Annotated in this window: 16 protein-coding genes and 2 pseudogenes; 2 read left to right on the top strand and 16 right to left on the bottom strand. The window is 44.1% G+C overall.

What is annotated here, in order from left to right:
• A pseudogene (locus BMZ71_RS14960) lies at positions 1 to 266 on the top strand (hypothetical protein); the annotation flags it as partial.
• Between the two features lie 98 nt (positions 267 to 364).
• Here the strand turns inward: BMZ71_RS14960 and BMZ71_RS11580 are convergent.
• The 5 genes from BMZ71_RS11580 to rlmD all read right to left on the bottom strand — a co-directional run bounded on the left by BMZ71_RS11580 (position 365) and on the right by rlmD (position 7131).
• Positions 365 to 1741 (bottom strand): ABC transporter permease, encoded by a 1377-nt coding sequence (locus BMZ71_RS11580; protein WP_086989325.1) that lies wholly within the window; start codon positions 1739 to 1741, stop codon positions 365 to 367.
• Positions 1741 to 2397 carry an ABC transporter ATP-binding protein gene (locus BMZ71_RS11575; protein WP_086989324.1) on the bottom strand — a complete coding sequence of 219 codons (657 nt, stop codon included), beginning with the start codon at positions 2395 to 2397 and terminating at the stop codon, positions 1741 to 1743. The genes BMZ71_RS11580 and BMZ71_RS11575 overlap by 1 nt, the downstream gene beginning before the upstream one ends.
• Positions 2398 to 2406: 9 nt before the next feature.
• Entirely contained in the window at positions 2407 to 3684 is a 1278-nt protein-coding gene (locus tag BMZ71_RS11570) for an ABC transporter permease (protein WP_047002311.1), read from the bottom strand.
• A gap of 395 nt (positions 3685 to 4079) precedes the next feature.
• Positions 4080 to 5441 carry a recombinase family protein gene (locus BMZ71_RS11565; RefSeq protein ID WP_442267829.1) on the bottom strand — a complete coding sequence of 454 codons (1362 nt, stop codon included), beginning with the start codon at positions 5439 to 5441 and terminating at the stop codon, positions 4080 to 4082.
• Between the two features lie 304 nt (positions 5442 to 5745).
• Positions 5746 to 7131, bottom strand: a complete 1386-nt coding sequence (gene rlmD / locus BMZ71_RS11560; protein WP_086989323.1) for a 23S rRNA (uracil(1939)-C(5))-methyltransferase RlmD — start codon at positions 7129 to 7131, stop codon at positions 5746 to 5748.
• A gap of 218 nt (positions 7132 to 7349) precedes the next feature.
• On the opposite strand from rlmD, the gene BMZ71_RS11555 reads away from it, so the two are divergent.
• Complete coding sequence (locus BMZ71_RS11555; RefSeq protein ID WP_086989322.1) at positions 7350 to 7748, top strand: VOC family protein; 399 nt, start codon at positions 7350 to 7352, stop codon at positions 7746 to 7748.
• An 84-nt stretch (positions 7749 to 7832) separates the two neighbouring features.
• On the opposite strand, the gene BMZ71_RS11550 is transcribed toward BMZ71_RS11555, so the two are convergent.
• From BMZ71_RS11550 to BMZ71_RS15140, 11 genes and pseudogenes are all read right to left on the bottom strand, one after another.
• Positions 7833 to 8240, bottom strand: coding sequence for a thioredoxin family protein (locus BMZ71_RS11550; protein ID WP_086989321.1), 408 nt, complete (start codon positions 8238 to 8240; stop codon positions 7833 to 7835).
• A gap of 110 nt (positions 8241 to 8350) precedes the next feature.
• Positions 8351 to 9382: a diacylglycerol kinase gene (locus BMZ71_RS11545; protein WP_086989320.1), complete on the bottom strand. Its 1032-nt coding sequence runs from the start codon at positions 9380 to 9382 to the stop codon at positions 8351 to 8353.
• Between the two features lie 751 nt (positions 9383 to 10133).
• Entirely contained in the window at positions 10134 to 11564 is a 1431-nt protein-coding gene (gene gatB / locus BMZ71_RS11540; RefSeq protein WP_086989319.1) for an Asp-tRNA(Asn)/Glu-tRNA(Gln) amidotransferase subunit GatB, read from the bottom strand.
• Between the two features lie 12 nt (positions 11565 to 11576).
• Complete coding sequence (gene gatA / locus BMZ71_RS11535; RefSeq protein WP_086989318.1) at positions 11577 to 13031, bottom strand: Asp-tRNA(Asn)/Glu-tRNA(Gln) amidotransferase subunit GatA; 1455 nt, start codon at positions 13029 to 13031, stop codon at positions 11577 to 11579.
• Positions 13028 to 13333, bottom strand: coding sequence for an Asp-tRNA(Asn)/Glu-tRNA(Gln) amidotransferase subunit GatC (gene gatC, locus BMZ71_RS11530; RefSeq protein ID WP_068560872.1), 306 nt, complete (start codon positions 13331 to 13333; stop codon positions 13028 to 13030). The genes gatA and gatC overlap by 4 nt, the downstream gene beginning before the upstream one ends.
• A gap of 128 nt (positions 13334 to 13461) precedes the next feature.
• Positions 13462 to 14595 (bottom strand): CamS family sex pheromone protein, encoded by a 1134-nt coding sequence (locus BMZ71_RS11525; protein WP_086989317.1) that lies wholly within the window; start codon positions 14593 to 14595, stop codon positions 13462 to 13464.
• Positions 14588 to 16618, bottom strand: coding sequence for an NAD-dependent DNA ligase LigA (gene ligA / locus BMZ71_RS11520; protein WP_086989316.1), 2031 nt, complete (start codon positions 16616 to 16618; stop codon positions 14588 to 14590). Before ligA ends, BMZ71_RS11525 begins: the two co-directional genes overlap by 8 nt.
• A gap of 18 nt (positions 16619 to 16636) precedes the next feature.
• On the bottom strand, positions 16637 to 18919 hold the full coding sequence (gene pcrA, locus BMZ71_RS11515) for a DNA helicase PcrA (RefSeq protein ID WP_370684637.1): 2283 nt from the start codon (positions 18917 to 18919) through the stop codon (positions 16637 to 16639).
• A gap of 281 nt (positions 18920 to 19200) precedes the next feature.
• Positions 19201 to 19857, bottom strand: a complete 657-nt coding sequence (locus BMZ71_RS11510; protein WP_086989315.1) for a GntR family transcriptional regulator — start codon at positions 19855 to 19857, stop codon at positions 19201 to 19203.
• A 43-nt stretch (positions 19858 to 19900) separates the two neighbouring features.
• On the bottom strand, positions 19901 to 21031 hold the full coding sequence (gene purK, locus BMZ71_RS11505) for a 5-(carboxyamino)imidazole ribonucleotide synthase (RefSeq protein ID WP_086989314.1): 1131 nt from the start codon (positions 21029 to 21031) through the stop codon (positions 19901 to 19903).
• Positions 21032 to 21308: 277 nt separating this feature from the next.
• Positions 21309 to 21506 (bottom strand): annotated as a pseudogene (locus BMZ71_RS15140) (IS30 family transposase); the annotation flags it as partial.

Below are 21506 nucleotides of genomic sequence, written 5' to 3'. Positions count from 1 at the left end.
TTGCGCTTCGGACGCGCGAAGCGCAAGATCCGAGGACCATCGGTCAGCTGTTCTTTTTGTGTTGTGATGAATTGGAGGACATCCGATTTGCAGAAGCAATTCTATTGGTATTGGACTGCCTGAAGGCGTCTCTCACGGAAGAACCTATCTTGTCTGAAGAAATGGTGCAGTCTGTTCTGGACAGAGTTTTCGACAACTTTCCTGCTTTCTTAAAACGAGCATTTCATCAACCTGAAAATCAGTTCCCGAGCGGTTTATCGGCATAATAGTATAGCTAGAATTATTGATATATCAAGCCTTTAGGGTCTTTTTCGGTGTGCGAAAGTTGAGTCAAAAACTTTCGGTGCTAAGAGCACCGAAAGTTTTAATTATTGTCAATTAATAATTCTTTTGGATTCCTTCTTAATATATTGAATGAAGAAATAATCAATGATACAAGAAGTACTATACTCATAAATATAATTACATAAACTATAAATTTAGGTGATACATTTATATCTAAACTTGATAAAGTCTTGTTAAATCCTTCAGCTTCTGCCCCACCACCTAATTGGCTAGATGCAGATTGTCTAGCTATTTGTTTAGCTATATCACCAGTAACCTTATTCAATATATTATTCCCAAGCTTATCAGCTGTATATTGAGCTAAGAAATAAGAACCAACGAATGCGGGGATTGATATAAATACCATCTCAATTAGGAATTGACCAAAAATTTCTAATTTTGATATACCTAATGATAGTAATATTGCTATTTCTTTCTTTCTAGCATTCATCCATAAGAATAGTAATAATGAAACTACAACTCCTGCAAATATTAATGAGCCAACAAATAATTTATTTGAAATTGAATAGATACCTGATATAGATTGTTGTAATGCAGGGTAATTTGATGAACTTTTAATCAAATTATATTCTCTCCAATTTATATCTAATTTCCCAAGATCTTTTATTACACTATCAAGATTCTCATCACCTTTTACAAAGAATGTTGCATCTTGGTATACAGCTGTATCTTCTGTATTACCATAAACTTTAGCAGCTGTATGAACATCAGTGATTAATGTATTTTCGTATAGTTCTTGTGCTGCACTTACTCCACCACTATTATGCCCATCGAATAGACCTTTAATTTCTACTTCTACTGTTTCATCTGCACCTTTCTCATTATCAGCATCAAATAAATTAGATTTTATTTTTATCTTATCTCCAACTTTAAGATTATTTTTTTCAGCTAAATCTTTATGCATTAAGATTTTATTTTTATCTTCATTTTCTAAATGGTTTCCTTCTACTAATTTATATGCTTCTGATACAAATTTTATTTCTTTTGATGAGTCGTTGACCCCAGTTAACATAACTGTTCTTTTAAAATTCTTTGCTCTTTCAGGTGATTGATTCGCAAGAGTCTCTTGAGTTTCAATAATATCATAATCAACTAAATCTGCAACACTGTTTATTCTTTTTACATAGGAGTCTATACTATCTGTTTGAGATATCTTTTTAATATCTTCACCTTTTACATTTCCCCCACCTCTAGGTGTTCCTGGATTTACTTGTCTATTTATCTCCATAGAAAAACTATTTGTTATATTAGCAAATGTTTCTTTTGAAGCTCTGTCCGTAGCATCTTTAATAGATAAACTAATGAGACTTAAAGTTGACATAGATAAAATAACTAATGTAATAATTAATGATTTTAAGCTTTTTCTAGTTACATAAGCAAATGCATTTTTTATCATTATTCAACCTCCAAATTCATTTTATTTACATTTTTCAACTTTTTACCACTTAGTTCTAAAATGATATCCGCAGAATCTGCTACTTCCTTACTATGTGTTACAACTATTACACATTTATTTCTATCTTTAGCTAATGTCTTTAATATATTAATTATTTCTCCAGCAGTAACACTGTCTAGATTACCAGTAGGCTCATCAGCTAGTATTATTGGAGCATCTGATACCAATGCTCTAGCAATAGCTACTCTTTGTTGCTGTCCACCAGATAATTTCATAACATTTCTTTTTATTTGTTTTTTATCTAAACCTAGTTCAAACAAGATACTTTCATCTGCTGATTTATTTACTAATCTAATATTTTCAATTGGTGATAAATAATCTATTAAATTATAGTTTTGAAATACTAAAGATATATTATTTTTTCTATGATTACTATATCCTTTTTTTTGTATATCTTCATTCTTAAACAATATTTTTCCTGTTTGAGGTTTATCAAGTCCAGCAAGTAAGGAAAGAAGTGTAGATTTTCCTGTTCCTGACTTTCCTACTATCGCATAAAACTTCCCAAGTTCAAATTTTTGATTTACTCCTGACAAAACTTTTTCTTTAGAATTTGCATAACTATATGCTACATTCTTTATTTCTAACATATCCATTATTTCCTCCTAACTTATTTTTGATAATATTTCTTTAGGCTTCTTGATTAATATTAATGAAGAAGCAAATACAACTGATAAAACAATAATACTTATTAATATTAAATAACTTTGTCCAAGTGTTGTTATATTTAACATAAAACTACTATTATTTATTAAACTTCCACCGGAAATCATTGAGTTCTCTGAGTTAATGAATCCATCTACAATTACTTTTAGTAGTACATTTCCTAAAAATAAGCACGATATTATACTTGGTATAGATATGAATATTAACTCAAATATAAATTGCATTATAATTTGTAGCTTAGATGTTCCAATAGATAAAAATATACCTATTTCATATATTCTTTCTCTTAACCATAAAATCAAGATTAATGAAAGAACAATCATCCCACCTAACATGATGGAATATGTCATTATTTTTATAATATGTTTTATTCCGCTCACTGACTCTAAAGACTCTTCAAAAGCATTATTATCTTTCTCAACGGAATACTTTGACTCATCAATTTTAAGCTCTTTCAATTTGTTTAAGGCTAAGTCTGTAGATTCTAGACTAGCAGAATACATTAATATTTTATTTGCAATTTTATTATCTTCTGATTTATTTAATATCTCTTGGCTTGTTGAATAATCTACAAAAACCATATTTTCACTAAAATCAGAAGATAGTCCTGTATATGTTTCCTGTTTTTTACCAGAAAAGATTCCTATAATTTTAAATTTATGACTTTCTATTGTCCCACTTTTTTCAATATCTAGTAATTCAAGATCAACTTCATCACCTAATTTTAGATTGTTTTGTTTAGCAAATTCTTCATGAACAATAATTGAGTTCTTATCATTTTCTTCTATATTTTTACCTTCTTTAATTGTAAATACTCCACTACTAAATAAAATATTTCTTTTAGTATTATTTGTAGCTTCGAGTGAGACAACATTCTTAAATTCGTCAGATAAATCTTCTCTATTTATTCTTTGTTCTCCGCTAACTACTTTAGCATCTTTTAATTTTGCTAATGCATCAAATTGAATTATTATTTCTTCAATTTCTTTTAATTTTTCAATATCTTTAAATTGATTAACATTAAAATATTGACTATCTTTTTTTGTTATTGATATTGAAGAATTAGAACTTTCATATAAAGCCTTTTCTATTTCATTGCTTGATTTCATTATTGTTAAACAAGAGTACAAGCAAGAAAGAACTATAGTTAATATGATAAAAATTATTAAACTTCTGTTTCTCGTTCTTGTAATATATGCTAGTGCATTTTTTATCACGTTCCTAACTACTCCTCTCTATTTTCTTAATCCATAACTAATTGCATCCATTGAACAAGCATTTTTACATTGTCCTCATCTGATACATTCTAGATGATTATAATTTTCAACTGGATCTATATTCTTTTGACAAACTTATTACATCTACCTCAACTAATGAATGCACTTAAGCTCAAACATTACGTAAGTAATATGCATACTCCTCCTGATACTATTTTTTCATATTTTTTTTCCTTTACTTTTTACAAAATAGCAGTTTATAACTACTTTAATTAATATCTTACACGTCTTTTGTGAAACGTTTATGAAATATAACCTTTTATATTTCTAAACCATGGAGCTATACTAGCATCACATGATTATATTTAGAGTCATGGGCTATTTATTTCTGGTTTTCATATTTCCATTTCAATACCAGATTTAAAGGATATGACGAAGTGTTCTTCATAGACTGTAACGCTCTGGATTATCTTCCTTACAAGCTTATCATCGTACTCTAAGGTACGGAATTTGTTCTTGCGGATAAATTCAATCAGCTCATTGATTTGCTCGTTCTCGCCACTGAGGGAGGCATCTTCTACTAAAAGGAGCTGTCGCTTGTCTCTCAGCTCATCAATCTCATCTGCTAGATGTTCATAATCTTTACCTTTATTGGCCAGCCTGATGAGTTCTTTTTGCTTTTCCTCCAGTAAGTTGTTAATCTCTGAAATTTGGTATTCTGTCGTTTCACCAATCACAGCATGAATGTTCTCTTCCAGGGTCTTTATCATGTTGTTGCCACCTGCAAGCAGTTTATTAATCGCAGTCATAACAGCACCATAGAGTTCATCTTCTTTTACAGTTCGGTTCTTATAAACTTCAGGACCTTGCTCGATTCTAGTCACACATCGCCAGACAAATTCTTTTCTGCCGTGAATATTCCAATATGTTCTCCTATAAATATCGCCACAATCTCCACAGAAGGTAATGGCACTTAAAGCGTACTTACTACTATAAATTTGTTTGTTCTTGCCTTCTCCTGTGTAGATATTGCTTCTTCGATGAATCTCTTCCTGCACCTGCAAAAATAACTCTTTAGGAATAATCGCCTCATGGCTATTTTCAACATAATACTGGGGAAGATGACCTTCATTCTTAACTTGTTTCTTGGTTAGAAAATTTACAGTTACAGTCTTTTGTAAGAGGGCATCTCCGATGTATTTTTCGTTTTGAAGTATCTTCTTAACTGATTCTGGTCGCCATCTTGGTTTTCCCGCTGCTGTTAAAATACCATCCTTTTCAAGACCTCGACCAATGCCCACTAGACTCTGACCTTCAAGGTATTCACGGTAGATGCGTTTGATAATCTCAGCTTCTTCGGGGACAATGATTAAATTTCCATCTTCATCTTTGGTGTAGCCCATAAACCGTTTATGGTTGACCTGCACCTTTCCTTGTTGGTATCGGTATTGAAGTCCAAGTTCAACGTTTTGTGAAAGGCTCTGGCTTTCCTGTTGTGCCAAAGATGCCATAATAGTCAGCAAAACCTCGCCCTTGGCATCCATGGTGTTGATGTTCTCTTTTTCAAAGTAGACGGATATGTTTTTATCCTTGAGCTGTCTAATGTATTGAAGGCAATTCAGAGTATTGCGGGCAAATCGACTAATGGATTTTGTAATAACCAGATCGATGTTCCCTTCCATGCACTCATCAATCAAGCGGTTAAACTCTTCTCGCTTTTTTGTGTTCGTGCCTGAAATACCATCATCTGCAAAAATGCCTGCAAACTCTCATTCAGTATTTTTCTTTATGAAATCTGTGTAATGAGCTACCTGTATCTCATAGCTGGAGTTCTGCTCTTCCGTTTCTGTAGAAACTCTGTAATAGCCAGCAACACGCAGTTTCTTTACTTTTTCGTTTGCAGCTGTACTTCCCACCCTTTTTTCGAACTGGATAGATTTCAGTTATGCCTTTCTCATCTTATTACAATTTATTTCTCACATAAAAAACCGTGATTATCCTCCTGGTTTATGCCAGATCTCAAATCACGGAAAGCCTTTATTTACTTATCTTATTACATCCTTACTTATCTACCCTTGACATCAATACTACCGTCTCCACGTGCAGTGTTTGCGGGAACAGATCCACTGGCTGGATGCTGCCTACGCTGTAGCCACCTTCGTGGAATAACTGTAGGTCGCGTGCCATTGTAGCTGGGTTGCAGCTGACGTAGACGATGCGTTCAGGAGCGATTTCCAATGCAGCTTCGATGAAGGCTGGTTCCAAGCCTTTGCGTGGAGGATCGACAACCAGGACATCGGCTTTGACGCCTTCAGCAGCCCATTTCGGCATCACTTCTTCGGCAGCGCCGACTTCGAAGGTGATGTTATCGATGTTGTTTGCTGCGGCATTCATTTCGGCCATTTTCACGGCATCCGGAACAACTTCCATCGCGTACACGTGTTTCGCTTTTTCAGCCAATGACAAGGAGATTGTTCCGATTCCGCAATAAGCATCGATGACAGTTTCTTCGCCGGTCAATTGTGCAGCTTCGATTGCCAATTTATAAAGTTTTTCGGTCTGGACCGGATTCACTTGATAGAATGAGCGCGAAGAGATGGCGAATGTATGGCCCATCAGTTTGTCGTGATAGACATCTTCACCGTGAAGAACGATGGTTTCGTCACCCAGGATGACATTGTTTTGTTTCGGGTTCACGTTTTGGACGATGCTGACCACTTCCGGTAAAGCTTCCAAGATAGCTGGAATGATTTTGCTTTGCGGGAACAGTTTCGCCGTACGCGTCACCAGGACAACCATCATTTCGCCTGTGTAATAACCGCGGCGGATCATGATGTGACGGATATTTCCGGTATGTTTCTTCTCGTCGTAGGCTTTCACGTTGAATTCTTGCAGAATGTCACGGACTTTTACGATGGCTTCGTCTATTTTTGGATCCTGGATCTGGAAGTTTTCCATCGGGATCAATTCATGTGTGTTGGTGCGGAAGAATCCGGTAACCAATTTGCCGTCTTTTTGACGCACCGGGATCTGTGCTTTGTTGCGGTATCCCCATGGATTTTCCATACCGATTGTCGGTTTGACTTCGACTTCAGGCATTTTGGCGATGCGTTTCATCACTTGTTCCACGTTGTTCTGTTTGAATGCCAATTGGGCAGAGTAGCGCAGATTCTGCAATGGCATCGTACCAACGCGTGTTCCTTTAACATCGCGTGTCGGGATACGGTCAGGAGAACTGCTCAATCTTTCCTCAATGCGGGCGAATCCGAACGATTTGCCGACTTTCGTCACTTTGATGTTGGCCCGTTCGCCCGGTAGTCCATCCGCTACAAATAATGGATAACCCTCAACTTTTGCGACACCCATACCTTCTGACGTTAAGTCCTCAAATGTTACAGTCATCTTCTCATTTTTTATTACCGGTGCTACCGTATATTGTTTTTTCATGTGTACTCCTCAGTTCATAATTTTTCATTCGGTTCATTATACCAAAAAAGAAGGCCACCCGATACAGCAAGCCCATTTGTTTGGAAAAAATAAGTACATTCTCATAATATCGCTGAATGCGACGCGTCTTATCGATAGGAAGTTTCGCTCGCGTTCAGTATAATAGAAGTGTATAAACCAGTTACTGACGGGTACAGGAAGAAAGCGAGGATGACAAAATGAGCGGACAACGGATTGTTCCCTTTTTGACGTTACCGGGGACTGCAGAAGCAGCGATGCACTTTTATGTTTCCATTTTTCCAAATTCCAGCGTGACCTCCCTCACCAAAATCGATGAAGATGAGCGTGGGGAAGGCGGCCGTGTGGTCAATGTGCAGTTTGTGCTGAACGGACAGGACTTCATGGCGATGGACATGGAGGAGGATTTTATGCCGGATATGACTTGGGCCACCTCCCTCTATGTGGACTGCGAAGATGAAGCCAGCTTCGACAACTACTTTGACTCCTTATCCGCGGATGGCGTCGTGATGATGGGCCCTGAAGCAGTCGGCGAATTGCGCGCGGTAGCTTGGGTTACCGACCAATTCGGTGTTACTTGGCAATTAGTGTGGAAATAATGCGAATGGGCTGCTCCAGTTTTTTGGGGGCAGCCCATTCTTTATGGTTATCGGACATTCTCGGGCAACCACACTCCATACTCGCTATTCTTCCGCCAATAACATTGGCAAGTCGGCTACGGTGTCCAGATTGACAGAACCGACCGCTTTTCCGTCCTCTAGCTTGATCAGGATGGGGACGAACGCGATGACGTATATATCCAGCACCTCGTCATAGTTGACGTCCTTGGCGCGTTTTTTCGTATTGTAGTAATAGGCGGTCTGCTCTGTTTCCGCCAATTCCTCTTCCAGGATCGGATGGAATTCCTTACAGTAGGGGCAGTCATCGAATCCGAAGTAGAGGTAGGCCACATCCTGCGCGACCACTTCTTCGTATTCCGTTTCATTGTTGATCGCTACAATCTGGGAATCCCCCTCTTTCCCGCAGGCCACAAGCAGTAGCAGTCCACTCAAGAATAATAGGAACGATAATTTCTTCTGTTTTTTCGGCATACGGCAAGTCCCCTTTAGCATAAATGTTTCTTTTTTCCAGTATAACAAAAAATGCCCCTGACCTCTCATCATAAGACCGAGAGGCCGGGCATTCTTTCTGTTTTCAATTTTTAGTTTTTACCGTCGTAAGGCAAGCGTTTGTCGTTCACTTCATCCGGGTGCAAGGTTTCAACTTCCTTCATGAAGCCGCTCCCGGCACCTTCAAGAATATCTCCATCAGCTTCTTCAATCGGATCAGCGTAATCGGAAGTGTTTCCGATGATTTTGATGTGTTGCTGGTGGTTTGTGAACAGAGTCGGTGCATCCCCGCCATACTCACCATCCAAGTTGATCATCAAGCGTGAACCATCCATGGATTCCGCTCTCACAAAGCTAGTATGTGTGTAGAGAACATTCGAATTTTCGAGATGTCTGCCATTGTTCAGTACCTGGGCCAACAGTTGCAGGATTTCAAAAATATTAGCAGTCTTTACGATAAACAGAGTGAACTTGCCGTCACCCAAAACGATGTTCGGATCGATCGTCTCAAAGCCGCCCACGGAGTTTGTCAAAGCTACAAAGAACATCGAAGCCATACCGTCATATACCCCGCCCTCGTATTCTATGCGCATATGCATCGGTTTGAGTTGCGGGATTTTTTCGGCACCCTTCACCAAATAGGCAAGGTAGCCGAAAATGGTTTTCAGTTTGGCCGGGACGTCGTAGGTCAAATCTGTCAGATAGCCGCCTGCTGCGATGTTAATGAAATAAGTATCATTCGATTGACCAATATCCATCGGTATGGCATTACCCGCCGCGATGACGCGGGCTGCATCCAACATATTTGAGCGCGGAATCTTCAAAGCACGGGCATAGTCATTTGTGGTCCCCGCAGGTATGATGCCGACTGTTGGTCTGTTGCCCAATCCGGCGATGCCATTGATAACTTCGTTCACGGTACCGTCACCACCTGCCGCAACAATCAGATCGAAACCGGCCAAAGCGGCACGCTCTGCTTCTTTTGTAGCAGAAAGGGGTTCTGGTGTCGTGGCATAAGCACTGGCCTCATAGCCTGCTTCTTCCAATATTTGAAGGATATCAATCATGCTTTTTTTCAGCATTTCTCTTCCGGAAGTAGGATTGTAAATTACTCTTGCTCTCATTCGTTTCCTCATCTTTCTGGGCTCATCTGTTATATAGGTCACAACTCATCTTTCCTTTGTCAAACCATTCAATTACTGATTATATCACCAAAATCATAAGAATACTAATTGCTGAACTAGAAAAAGATAGATTTGTTGTGATTTTTTTGAGAATTTATTCAAAAAAAAGCTTATATTGTGTTTTTCGCAGAATCGGTAACTTTTCGTAGAAGATTAAGCAGATACAAAGGATCGTATTCCCGGTGACGCTGGTCTCATCGGGAATTGCGGGCATTTTGTATCCTGATTTCCCGGTGAACGCTGCCTCGCCGGGAATTCGAAGCATATTTCTTGCCTATTTCCCGGCGAGCTTCATTTTGATTGTGAGTGAAAAAAAGCCAACCTCCGGAAGGAAGTTGGCTGGAATGTGTGTAACGCAAACGCTTTGCATCTCGCTCTATCTTAGTTGAGTTCTGATTCGCAGAGTTCTCCGCCTAAGTTGACAACCACACGCGGACAAAAAACGTCCGCTTTGTGTTTGTCCTCTTAGTGCTCGAACTCTACCCGCGAATTGTCATGGCTCTTGCGATTTCAATCGCTTAGAGACATGATACACTTGACCGGTACGGTCACAGTGCATCCACATCCTATTAGTCGAACTCTGAATTGCAGGGGGTTCCGTCTAACGCTATTTAGGCCCATCCAGCCAAACCCGGGCTGGTTGTTCCTAAATAGCGTTAGTACTCGCCCCCTACCCGCAATTCATCGTATCCTATCTTTTTTCTAATTCCTGCGCTAGTAGTTGGTTGACCATGCCTGGGTTGGCTTGGCCTTTGGTTTGTTTCATGATTTGGCCTACGAGGAAGCCTTTGGCGCGGTCTTTTCCGGCTTTGAAGTCGTCAACGGATTGTTGGCTGTTGTCCAAAACGGCGTTGATGATCGGCAACAATTGGGCTGGATCGCTCATTTGGATCAGGCCTTCTGCTTCAACGACGGATTTGGCGTCGCCGCCTTTTGTTGCCAACAGGCGGAAGACTTTCTTGGCGATCTTCGTGCTGATGGTGCCGTCTTCGATCAATGTGATCATGCCGGCAAGGTTAGCTGGCGTCAGTTTTGTGTCAGCCAGTTCCACTTTTTCGCTGTTCAGATAAGCGGAAACTTCGCCCATCAACCAGTTGGAAGCCAATTTGGCATCGGCACCGGCAGAGATAGCGCCTTCGAAGAAGTCAGACATTTCTTTCGAAAGGGTCAATACCATTGCATCGTACTCAGGCAGCTCGTATTCCGAAATGTATCTTGCGCGGCGTTTTGCTGGCATTTCCGGAATACTTGCTTTTACGCGGTCTATCCATTCTTGGGAAATGGTTAAGCCTGGCAGGTCCGGTTCCGGGAAGTAACGGTAATCACTTTCGCCTTCTTTGACGCGCATCAGGATCGTTTCGCCATTTGTTTCATCGAAACGGCGTGTTTCTTGTTGGATGACCCCGCCAGCATTCAATACTTGCGCTTGGCGTTTTTCTTCATGAGCCAAGCCTCTGCGGACGAAGTTGAAGGAGTTCAAGTTCTTCAATTCTGTCTTCGTTCCGAATTTTTCTTGGCCGAATGGGCGGATGGAGATGTTGGCATCGCAACGCATGGAGCCTTCTTCCATCTTCACATCGGATACGTCTGTGTACATGATGATTTGGCGGACGGCATCCAGGTAAGCATAAGCTTCTTCAGGAGAGCGCATATCCGCTTCCGATACGATTTCGATCAATGGCGTTCCTTGGCGGTTCAAGTCGACATAAGAATAGCCGTCCGATCCGTGCATATTTTTGCCGGCATCTTCTTCAAGATGGACGCGCTCGATGCGGATCTTTTTCTTGACGCCTTCCACTTCGATTTCAACCCAGCCGTCATGGCCGATCGGGTTATCCAATTGCGAAATTTGGTACGCTTTCGGATTGTCCGGATAGAAGTAGTTTTTGCGGTCGAAGTGCGTTTCAGTAGAGATTTCACAGTTCAAAGCCAAAGCGGCCTTCATGCAGAATTCGACTGCGCCCTTGTTGATGACAGGCAAGACGCCCGGGTAACCCCAGTCGATGACGTTTGTGTTTGTGTTCGGTTCTGCCCCAAAGTGTGCTGGAGATGGGGAGAACATTTTTGATTCAGTTTTCAATTCCACATGGACTTCCAGTCCGATGACTGTTTCATAATTCATGATGTTTTCCTCCTACAGGTTTGGGTGTTGGTCAAGATAGTCGTTTGCTTGTTCCAACGCAAACGCGGCTTGATAGATTTTTGCTTCTTCGAAATAGTTACCGATCAATTGGATACCGATCGGCATGCCGTCAGCCGCGAAGCCGCCAGGAACGGAAATGGCCGGAACGCCAGCCAAGTTGATCGTTACGGTCAACAAGTCGTCCATGTACATAGCCAATGGATCGTCGTTCTTTTCGCCGATTCCGAAAGCAGTCGTTGTAGTGGTAGGTCCCAGAATCAGATCGTAGCCTGCGAAGATGTTCGCAAAATCGCGTTTGATCAGCGTGCGGACCTGACCAGCCTTTTTGAAGTAAGCATCATAGAAACCGGCACTCAATGAGAAGGATCCCAACATGATGCGGCGTTTCACTTCCATCCCGAAGCCTTCGGAACGGCTCTTGATGTACAATTCTTCCAACGAATTCACATTTTCTGCACGGTAGCCGTAACGCACTCCGTCAAAACGTTGCAGGTTGGATGAAGCTTCTGATGAAGCGATGATGTAGTAAGCCGGGATTCCATAAGCCAAAGTTGGCATGCTGACTTCTTCTACGGTAGCGCCCATTTCTTCGAATTGAGCAGCTGCTTTTCTGACAGCCTCTTGGATTTCAGCGGATACGCCATCTTGGAAATATTCTTTCGGCAAAGCGATTTTCATGCCCGCAACTTTTCCGTTCAGGTTCGCGCTGAATTTCGGCACTTCCATATTTAAGCTCGTGGAGTCTCTCTTATCATAGCCGCTGATTGCTTCCAACAACAAGGCGTTGTCGGTTACGTTGCGCGTCATAGGACCGATTTGGTCAAGGCTGGACGCAAAAGCGATCAAGCCGTAACGGGATACGCGGCCGTATGTCGGTTTCATGCCGACGATACCATTGAAAGCAGCAGGTTGGCGAATACTTCCACCTGTATCAGAACCCAAGGAAGCGACAACTTCACCGCTGGCAACCGCAGCAGCAGAACCACCGGATGAACCGCCGGGAACTTTCGTCAGATCCCAAGCATTTTTGGTTTTTTTGTAGTAGGAGTTTTCCGTACTTCCGCCCATGGCAAATTCGTCCATGTTCAGTTTTCCGACGTTGACTGCGCCGGCTTCCTTCAATTTTGTGACGACGGTTGCGTCATAGATCGGCATAAAGTCGCCCAACATGCGGCTCGCCGCTGTCGTTGTCACGCCTTCTGTGACGATGTTGTCTTTGATCCCTAAAGGAATACCGTTCAGGATATTGCCGTCTGCGTAGCCTTTTTCGTCAGCCGCTTGCGCTTGTTTCAAGGCGCCTTCTTCGTTCAAAGCCAAGAATGCTTCCACTTTTCCGTCTGTTTCAGCGATGCGTTTAAAGGCTGCTTGTGTCAGTTCCACGGAAGAAAATTCTTTGTTGACTAAACCTTCATGCAGGCTCGTTAGCGTTTCATTGAAAATACTCATGCGCCTTCCACCTCGTTATCTAAAATTGCGGGCACTTGGATCATGCCGTCTTCGGCTGTCTTGACGTTTTTGAATAAGAGGTCGCGATCCATTCCTGGTTCCGCTACATCTTCACGCATGACATTCTTCAATGCATAGCCATGGGAAGTCACGGGTACATCGGTTGTATCGACTGCTTCCAATTGTTCCACCATGTCGATGATGTCGCCCAATTGTTCTGTAAAATGTTTAATTTCGTGAGGAGCGAATTCCAGCTTGGCCAGTTTTGCTACGTGACGCACTTGCTCTTCAGTGATTGCCATGTAATACCCTTCTTTCTGTCGTTTTGTGTAGGTTTCGTTTTTTTACATACCTGTTCATTTTAGCATAAAAATCATCGGTTTGTGGGAGTTTTCTCACGTTTCCAGCCCTTTATTAAGGAAACCGTTACCTAATCGAAGATATGGTAACTGAAGCCCTGGCTGTCGTTTTCTCTTGTCAGGAACGATTCGATGCCGTTGATCGATTCAATCGTGATCTCAACGGGAATGTTTTGGGGCAGGAACCGTCCTGCTGCATCGGTTACGTGTTGGGTGAAGGCGATGATTTCCGTTTCCCCATAGAACTGAGTCGTGATGTCGATTTCGAGCGACATCAGTTGTCCATCGACGTACTTGCCTTCACCGACGATTCCGTTCAGGTTCGGGAAGAAATCCTGTACTTCATTCTTGAAGTTGTCAAAGTTGGAAGACTCTTCCGTCTGCGTTCCGCTTTGCAACGGGAAAACCACTTTACTTTCATTGCGGGTGATCCATTCACCGATCGCAGACCCTTCCGTGGAGACGCCTTCGAACAGATAAGAGCCGCCGACCGGGCTGTCCTGTGCTGATTGCTCATATATGCCGATGACGATCGGAATGCTTTCCAATCCCTCTGTCTGGCGCAAACGGGTAATGATTGTATTTGCATAAGCTTTTGCCTGTTCTTCCAGTTTATCGCGGGAAACAGCTTGTTCCATCGGCACATCATTCACTTTGTAATAGTCGACCGAATTCATCGCCAATCCGATGGCCATTCCGGCCAACTCAAAGCCATTTTCATTCTGGATCATATAATCCTGTTCCAAAATTTGCTCCAGATAGATCGGCTCTCTGGTGGCCGCATCGGTGCTGCCGTTATCGGTCGGATTCAAACCGTCCGGATTGGAGTCGCTGTAACGCCCCAACCATAACCTTGTCGTATCATAATCGATGACTTGGCCTTCTTGAAAAAAGTATTGGTCAGTCGGGAAAACATTTTTCGCTACATCCAACAGATCCGCCTCAAAGTCTTTGATGTTGGCTGTCGAGTTCAGCGAGAGGCTGACGCCGCGATTCTGGCTGAATTGGTATTTGCCGTCCACGATCAAGGCCGGATAATAATCGGTCGACAACTGATTTTGTGTCGTTTGGACAGTCACTTTTTCGGGTCCGGTATTGGTTGTGTTCTCCGTCGTTTGCGTCTCTGATAGCTGTCCGCAACTGGCCAACAGGAACATCGCTGCTCCGGAGACAGTCATAAGGATGACGCTTTTCGCTTTATTCACTGCTGTCACTTCTTTCCAAGTTTTTCACCATGTCTTCTTCTGTCCAGACGGGGATGCCCAGACTTTGGGCTTTTGCCAATTTGCTTCCTGCTTCTTCTCCGGCCACGATCCAGTCGGTCTTTTTGGAGACACTGCCGGTCACTTTTCCACCGAGAGCCTCGATCATTTCCGTCGCTTCGGTTCGGTTATAGTGCGTCAGTTTGCCCGTCAATACAACCGTTTTGCCGTTCCAGATGGAATCGACAGTAGCCACCTCAGCCTTTTTCTTGCCGAGATAGGTCAGATTCACGCCGTTCGCTCGGAATTCTTCAATCAGGTCCTTCACTTCAGGCAGTTGGAAATAGGCCACTACACTATCCGCGATGATATCACCCATGCCTTCGACGGCCATGATTTCTTCTTTTGTCGCCTGCATCAGCCGATCGATGGTTTCGAATTCCGCTGCCAGGCTGGCTGCCGCTTTGGCTCCGACATGACGGATGCCCAAGCCGAACAGCAGGCGTTCAAAAGAGTTCCCGCGGCTCTGATCGATGGCCGTCACAATATTGTTGGCGGACTTTTCTTTGATTTTATCCAATTGGTAAAGGTCTTCTTCCGTCAGTTTATACAGGTCGGCTACATCCTTGACGAGCCCTTTTTCGAACATCTGGCTGACGACGCGAACGCCCAGACCGCTGATGTTCATGGCATTGCGCGAAACGAAGTGAGACAGGCCCTCTTTGATCTGGGCAGGGCACTTCGGATTGATGCAGCGCAGAGCTACTTCATCCTCCAAATGCACCAACTGGCTAGCGCAGGCCGGACACGTTTCGGGAATGACATAAGCTTCACTTTCCGGACCTCTGCGGTTGATAAGGACATGCTGGATTTCCGGAATGATGTCGCCGGCCTTGTGGATCACGACCGTGTCGCCGATGCGCACATCCTTCTCGCGGACGAGATCGACGTTATGCAGGCTGGCGCGTTGCACGGTGGAACCGGCCAAGAATACCGGATCCATTACGGCAGTCGGTGTCACGACACCGGTACGGCCGACTGTCCACTCGATGTCGCGCACGATCGTTTCGGCTTCTTCTGCTTTGAATTTGTAGGCGATCGCCCACCGCGGCGCTTTAACCGTATAACCGATTTCCTCTTGGGCAGAAAAAGCATTGACTTTGATGACGATGCCGTCGATTTCGTAAGGCAAATCTTTCCTTTTTGCTGCGATTTCTTCCGTGAATGCCCAGACTTCTTCGATCGAATCAAAAAGTCGGCGTTCCGGATTGGTCCGCAAACCGACCTGCGCCAATCGGTTCAATAACGCGTCCTGTGTCTCCACAGCCAATTGTTCGAAATTGGTTGCGTTGTACAGATAGATATTCAGGTTGCGGCTGGCCGCAATACTCGCGTCCAGTTGACGCAGACTGCCTGCAGCGGCATTGCGCGGATTCGCAAAAATCTCCAAGCCTTTCTCATCACGATCCGCATTCAATCGGACGAAGGACGCTTTCGGCATGTAGCATTCGCCGCGGACTTCGAAAGTCAGCGGTTCATTCAGACGCAATGGAATGGCTTTGACCGTCCGCAAGTTCTGCGTGATGTCTTCGCCGATATTTCCGTCACCTCGCGTCGCGCCTTGGACAAACAGGCCGTTTTCGTATTTCAAAGACACGGCTAAACCGTCGATTTTCAGCTCGCACATGTACTGCAAAGGCTGATCGGTCAATTTGCTGATGCGTTGATGGAATTGCAGCAAGTCCTCCTGATTGAAGGCATTCCCTAAGCTCAGCATCGGTGAATCATGCTGGACTTTGGTGAAGCCGGGCAGGATGGTCCCGCCGATGCGTTGCGTTGGTGAGTCCGTGGTGATCAGCTCAGGATGGGCTTTTTCCAATTTTTCCAGTTCTTGATACTGCTGGTCGTATTCTTTATCTGAAATACTGGGTTTGTCCAGTACATAATACTCGTAACTATAGCGGTTGAGGAGCGTCTTCAACGTCTCGATGCGCTCTTGGGCTTCGGTCAGACTTTCTTTCGCCATGAATGATCCCCTCCTAAATTATTCTTTTTCGATCGGTGCAAAAGATGCCAACAAGCGCTTGATGCCGATGTTCTTGAAGGCAATATCCAACGTCAATCCATCGCCTTCCCCGCTTGTCTGAACGACAATGCCTGTGCCCCATTTTTTGTGGCTGGCTTTGTCGCCCACAGCCCAACCTAGGCTGGCCGCACCACTTGTTCCGGTCTGCTTGACGGACTGCGTCGTTTTTTCACGCGATCCGGCCGAAAACGGCTGACTGAAGGCTTTCTCTTGGCGGGTATCGCTTGCTGTTTTCCAACGACCGCCAGAGCTTGCCGGTTTTGATGAAAATGAGTTTGTCATGGATCCTGAGCTGTCCTCGCGGTCCAGAACGGAACCGTCCAATTCATCAAGGAAGCGCGATGCCGGATTGGACATCGTACGTCCATAAAGCATGCGGGAATAGGCATTCGTCAGGAACAGTCTTTGCTCCGCCCGTGTGATGCCGACATAGGCCAGGCGCCGTTCTTCCTCCATCTGGTCCTCATCCATGAAGGAGCGGGACGATGGGAAAATGCCGTCTTCCATCCCGATGATGAAGACGATCGGGAATTCCAATCCTTTGGCTGCGTGCATCGTCATCAGCGTCACTTCGCTCTGCGGTTCTTCCTCGATCTGATCCAAATCGGAAACCAGCGCCAAATCGGTCAGGAAGGAGGTCAGATCAAAGTCTTCTGGATTCATTTTATCGAACTCCTGGGTTACCGACAGGAATTCGTTGATGTTTTCGATCCGGGCTTCCGACTCCAGCGTCTTCTCCATTTCGAGGGCTTCCAGATAAGTCGTCTGGGAAAGCAACTCCTGGACCAATTCTGTGATCGGCAGGAATTCCTGCATTTTATGCAGATTATCCATAATAGTCGCGAATTTCTTCAATTCCTTCGCAGCTTTTCCGGATACGCTGGACATTGCCACATCATGGGCAGCCTGCAATAAGGTCAGGTCATGCATATTGGCGAATTCACGCAGTTTTTCGACACTCGCGTCACCGATGCCGCGTTTCGGCACATTCACAATCCGGCCGAAGCTCAAATCATCGGACGGATTCACGATCAAGCGCAGATAAGCCAAGATGTCTTTGATCTCTTTGCGGTCGTAGAACTTGCGTCCGCCAACCATCTTGTAAGGGATATTCGACTTCAGGAGATTCTCCTCGATGACACGCGACTGGGCGTTCGTCCGGTAGAGCACTGCGAAATCGCCGTACTGGCGTTTGTTTTCGCGGACTTCCTGTTGCATCTTCGAGATGACGTAGCGCGCTTCGTCATGTTCGGATTGGCCCCGGTAGTAAACGATATTCTCGCCGTCCGGATTATCAGTCCACAACTCTTTTTCTTTCCGATTGACGTTGTTTTGGATCACATCATTGGCTGCACGCAAGATTTTTTTGGTGGAGCGATAGTTCTGCTCCAGCAAGACCACTTTTGCATCCGGATAATCCTTTTCGAAGTTGAGGATGTTCTCCATGTCAGCACCGCGCCAACCGTAGATGCTTTGGTCCGCATCGCCGACGACGCAGATGTTTTTGAATTTGTTGGCCAACAGCTGCACCAATTGGTATTGGGCGTAGTTGGTATCCTGGTATTCGTCCACATGGATGTAATGGAATTTATTTTGGTAGTAGGACAACGTTTCTGGATATTCCTGGAACAGTTTGACCGTCAGCATGATCAGGTCGTCAAAATCCATTGATTGGCTGTTTTCGAGCGCTTTTTGGTAATCTTTGTAGCATTCGTAGACGATATTATCGATGTATCCGCCGGCCAGATCGCCGAATTCCTTCGGTGTCTGCAGTTCGTTTTTCGCTTGGCTGATCCGTCCCAAAATCATACGATGATCGAATTTTTTGGCATCCAGATTCTTTTCGCGGATGATGCGTTTCATCAATGTTTCGGTTTCGCTCTGGTCGCAGATCGTGAAGGAGCGCGCATAGCCGAGCTGTTCGCTCTCTCTTCTGAGGATCCGTACGCACATGGAGTGGAAAGTGGATACCCACATGTCGTTCCCGACCGTTCCGACCAAGCGGATAACCCGCTCTTTCATTTCTTTTGCCGCTTTGTTCGTAAAGGTGATGGCTAAGATGTTCCAAGGGTTTACCGATTTTTCTTCCAGTAAATAAGCCATGCGGTGGGTCAGCACACGTGTTTTGCCGCTGCCTGCCCCCGCCATGATCAATAATGGGCCTTCTGTCGCCAAAACGGCTTCTGCTTGCCTTGGATTCATTCCTTTGATGAGGTCGTGTTTTTGTTGCACATTTGCCATCCTTTCTTTTGTTGCCTTTGTTTCGGAGAGTATATGGGTACGTTCATTTTTGTTAGGTTCAAGGCCATGGTGCAGCCTCATCGCTTCTGATTTGCATCATGGTTTAGTCTATCATTTTAGAGCGTGGCTATCAATGAATCCCCGGATATTTTAAATAGTTTTTACCCCTTGTTCCCCTTGATGCGGTTCAGGTTCATTTTCCCTATTATGCCGTCCAACAAAAAGGTCCTGCCGCTGAATCGTTTAGTTGATTCAGCGGCAGGACTTTCTTTTTAGTCAGTCTACTGCGCCAAGCTATCATTGGAGTCCTTCAAGGTTTCGAAGAAGAAGAGGAGGTATTCCCCCATCTTCTCGTAATCCTTGTCGCGCATACAAACAGCTATTTCCTTGTATAACTCGAGTAACTGCGCTTCGCTTTGGTAACGTTCTTCATCCATCAGATCAGTGTTGTCGGAATAAGTGCTATGGATGTCACGGGCCGTCGTCATGATCACTTTCTTCAGGAACTGATTTTCGCTAGGAGCGATGAACGTTTCAAAAATCCTGTACTCATTCTTGAAGTAGCCGGTCGCATCCCGATAGTCGAGGTACTCCGTTTGTTTTTCGAGGATTGTTTCAAAAAGCTGATAATCCAAAGCGATGTCGTTTCCTTTCAGATACTGCAGGTAGTTCATGATCAGGCCAGCAATCAGTTCCAGGCGTTCCAGCAAACCCTCGTTTGAAATTTTCTTCTCAGCCACGATATAGCCTTTGTAGGGAATCGATTTCACCAGGCCTTCTTCCTCCAACAACAGCAGCGCGGTACGAATCGGAGTCCGGCTCATGAACAAGGCTTCCGATATGAGTTGTTCAGTTATTTTGGTTCCCGGCGGCCAGCTGTTGCTGTCGATTTTGTCTTTAATATAGTCATATGCTTTATTGAATAGTCTATCCTCCATCGCTATACCCTTCCTTCATATCAAAGCGCGGACTCCGTTCCCGTTACTCTGCAGATTCTAACAAGCCGTTTTCTTCCAGTTCGTTGATGAGGGTATCCGGGCTGTCACCCAATAAGGTGACGTGTCCCATTTTCCGTTTCGCGCGGTGTTCTTTTTTTCCATAAAAATGGAAATGCCAATCCGGTTTGGTCAGCAAGAGAATCAGCGCTTCATCAAGTTTTTCTTCCATGATATTGAACGTCACGCTAGTATCGTACAGCTGGATTTCCGGAATGGGCAGGCCGCAGATGCAGCGGACCAGGACTTCATATTGAGAGATGCTGCAGCCATCCAGCGAATAATTGCACGAATGGTGCGGGCGGACGACCAGACGGTTCACATACAGCGTTCCTGATGAAGTCATGAATGTCTCGATCGTCAAAATTCCGGTCAGATTCATGGCCTTCGCAGCCAACTTGCCGATGTGCTCCATCTCTTTCTGGATATTACCGCCTACACGTGCAGGCGTGATGGTCTTCACAAGTCTTTGCTCCCGATAAATCGTCTCCGTAACGGGGAATGAAGTAAACACCTTGTTCGCGTCCTGTGCAACCGTAATAGCCAACTCCATCTCGAAAGGAATCCAAGCCTCCAAAATGCATGTTCCTTTTTTGAGCAAGGCTGATGCTCTTCCAAAGTCCTCTTCACTATACAAAAGATGCTGCACCGGCGTAGCGGCTTCGACACGAATCGGCTTCAGTACACAAGGAAAACCGATGCTTTTAACGGCTTCTTCCATGTCCTCGATGGCAGTTATCGTTGCGTATGGCGTTACGTTGATGTTCAAGGACTCCAGGAACGCTTTTTCGATCAACCGATCTTGAGTGATCGAAAGGCTATCCGGATCCTGCGGTATAGAGATATAAGGATTGATTTGCGTCAACAACATCGTATCTACGGCTTCCGACTCAAAAGTCAGGACATCCGATTTCGCAGCGAGATCCGTCAGCGCATCGAAATCTGTATATTTCTTGGTTATCTGCCAATCCGCTATTTGCCCCGCTGGACAGGCAGCATCGGCGTCCAAGATGCCTATTTGGTAGCCCAATTTTTTGGCTTCCAAAGCAATCATACGGGCGACGTGTCCTCCGCCAATAATACCGATTGTTTTCCCGGGTAAAATTTGATTCGGCATGTGATCACACTACTCTCTTGGATTTTTCGCTTAATTGCAATATCAAATGCATAAAAAATTTTAAAAACCTTTATAGACAGCGAATTACTCAATAATCCAGTATTACCAATGGTTTGAAGCCTTTGTCGGCAGTGTGTATTTCGTCCCTTACCATTTTTCAGGTGAGTTGTTGGTGGTTCTGACCCAAGAGAATAGGTTGGCTGAGTCAAGAGAAGGAGCGAAGCGGCTCTTGACTCAGCTAAGCTGTTCTCTTATCCTATAAAACCAACAAAACACCTTAAGCTGCTTGTAACTTAGCTAACTCTTCCTGCAGGCGTTCTGCAGGTGTTGCATAGCCCATTATTTTTCTCGGTCTGTCGTTGATCGTATTAGTTACTGCCAGTAAATGTGCATAAGACAATGGACGCAGAGTGACTCCCTTTGGGATAAATTCTCGGAGCATGCGGTTGTGCCTCTCGTTCGTTCCTTTCTCCCA

This window comes from Trichococcus flocculiformis (genome assembly GCF_900113645.1).
Classification (GTDB): Bacteria; Bacillota; Bacilli; order Lactobacillales; family Aerococcaceae; genus Trichococcus; species Trichococcus flocculiformis.
The sequence above is the reverse complement of the archived record's forward strand: the minus strand, read 5'-3'. Positions and strand labels throughout refer to the sequence as shown.

Coding starts and splice junctions, on each gene's coding strand:
- BMZ71_RS11580 (WP_086989325.1), bottom strand. CDS start 1,741: ATGATAAAAAATGCATTTGCTTATGTAACTAGAAAAAGCTTAAAATCA.
- BMZ71_RS11575 (WP_086989324.1), bottom strand. CDS start 2,397: ATGGATATGTTAGAAATAAAGAATGTAGCATATAGTTATGCAAATTCT.
- rlmD (WP_086989323.1), bottom strand. CDS start 7,131: ATGAAAAAACAATATACGGTAGCACCGGTAATAAAAAATGAGAAGATG.
- BMZ71_RS11555 (WP_086989322.1), top strand. CDS start 7,350: ATGAGCGGACAACGGATTGTTCCCTTTTTGACGTTACCGGGGACTGCA.
- BMZ71_RS11550 (WP_086989321.1), bottom strand. CDS start 8,240: ATGCCGAAAAAACAGAAGAAATTATCGTTCCTATTATTCTTGAGTGGA.
- BMZ71_RS11545 (WP_086989320.1), bottom strand. CDS start 9,382: ATGAGAGCAAGAGTAATTTACAATCCTACTTCCGGAAGAGAAATGCTG.
- gatB (WP_086989319.1), bottom strand. CDS start 11,564: ATGAATTATGAAACAGTCATCGGACTGGAAGTCCATGTGGAATTGAAA.
- gatA (WP_086989318.1), bottom strand. CDS start 13,031: ATGAGTATTTTCAATGAAACGCTAACGAGCCTGCATGAAGGTTTAGTC.
- gatC (WP_068560872.1), bottom strand. CDS start 13,333: ATGGCAATCACTGAAGAGCAAGTGCGTCACGTAGCAAAACTGGCCAAG.
- ligA (WP_086989316.1), bottom strand. CDS start 16,618: ATGGCGAAAGAAAGTCTGACCGAAGCCCAAGAGCGCATCGAGACGTTG.
- pcrA (WP_370684637.1), bottom strand. CDS start 18,919: ATGGCAAATGTGCAACAAAAACACGACCTCATCAAAGGAATGAATCCA.
- BMZ71_RS11510 (WP_086989315.1), bottom strand. CDS start 19,857: ATGGAGGATAGACTATTCAATAAAGCATATGACTATATTAAAGACAAA.
- purK (WP_086989314.1), bottom strand. CDS start 21,031: ATGCCGAATCAAATTTTACCCGGGAAAACAATCGGTATTATTGGCGGA.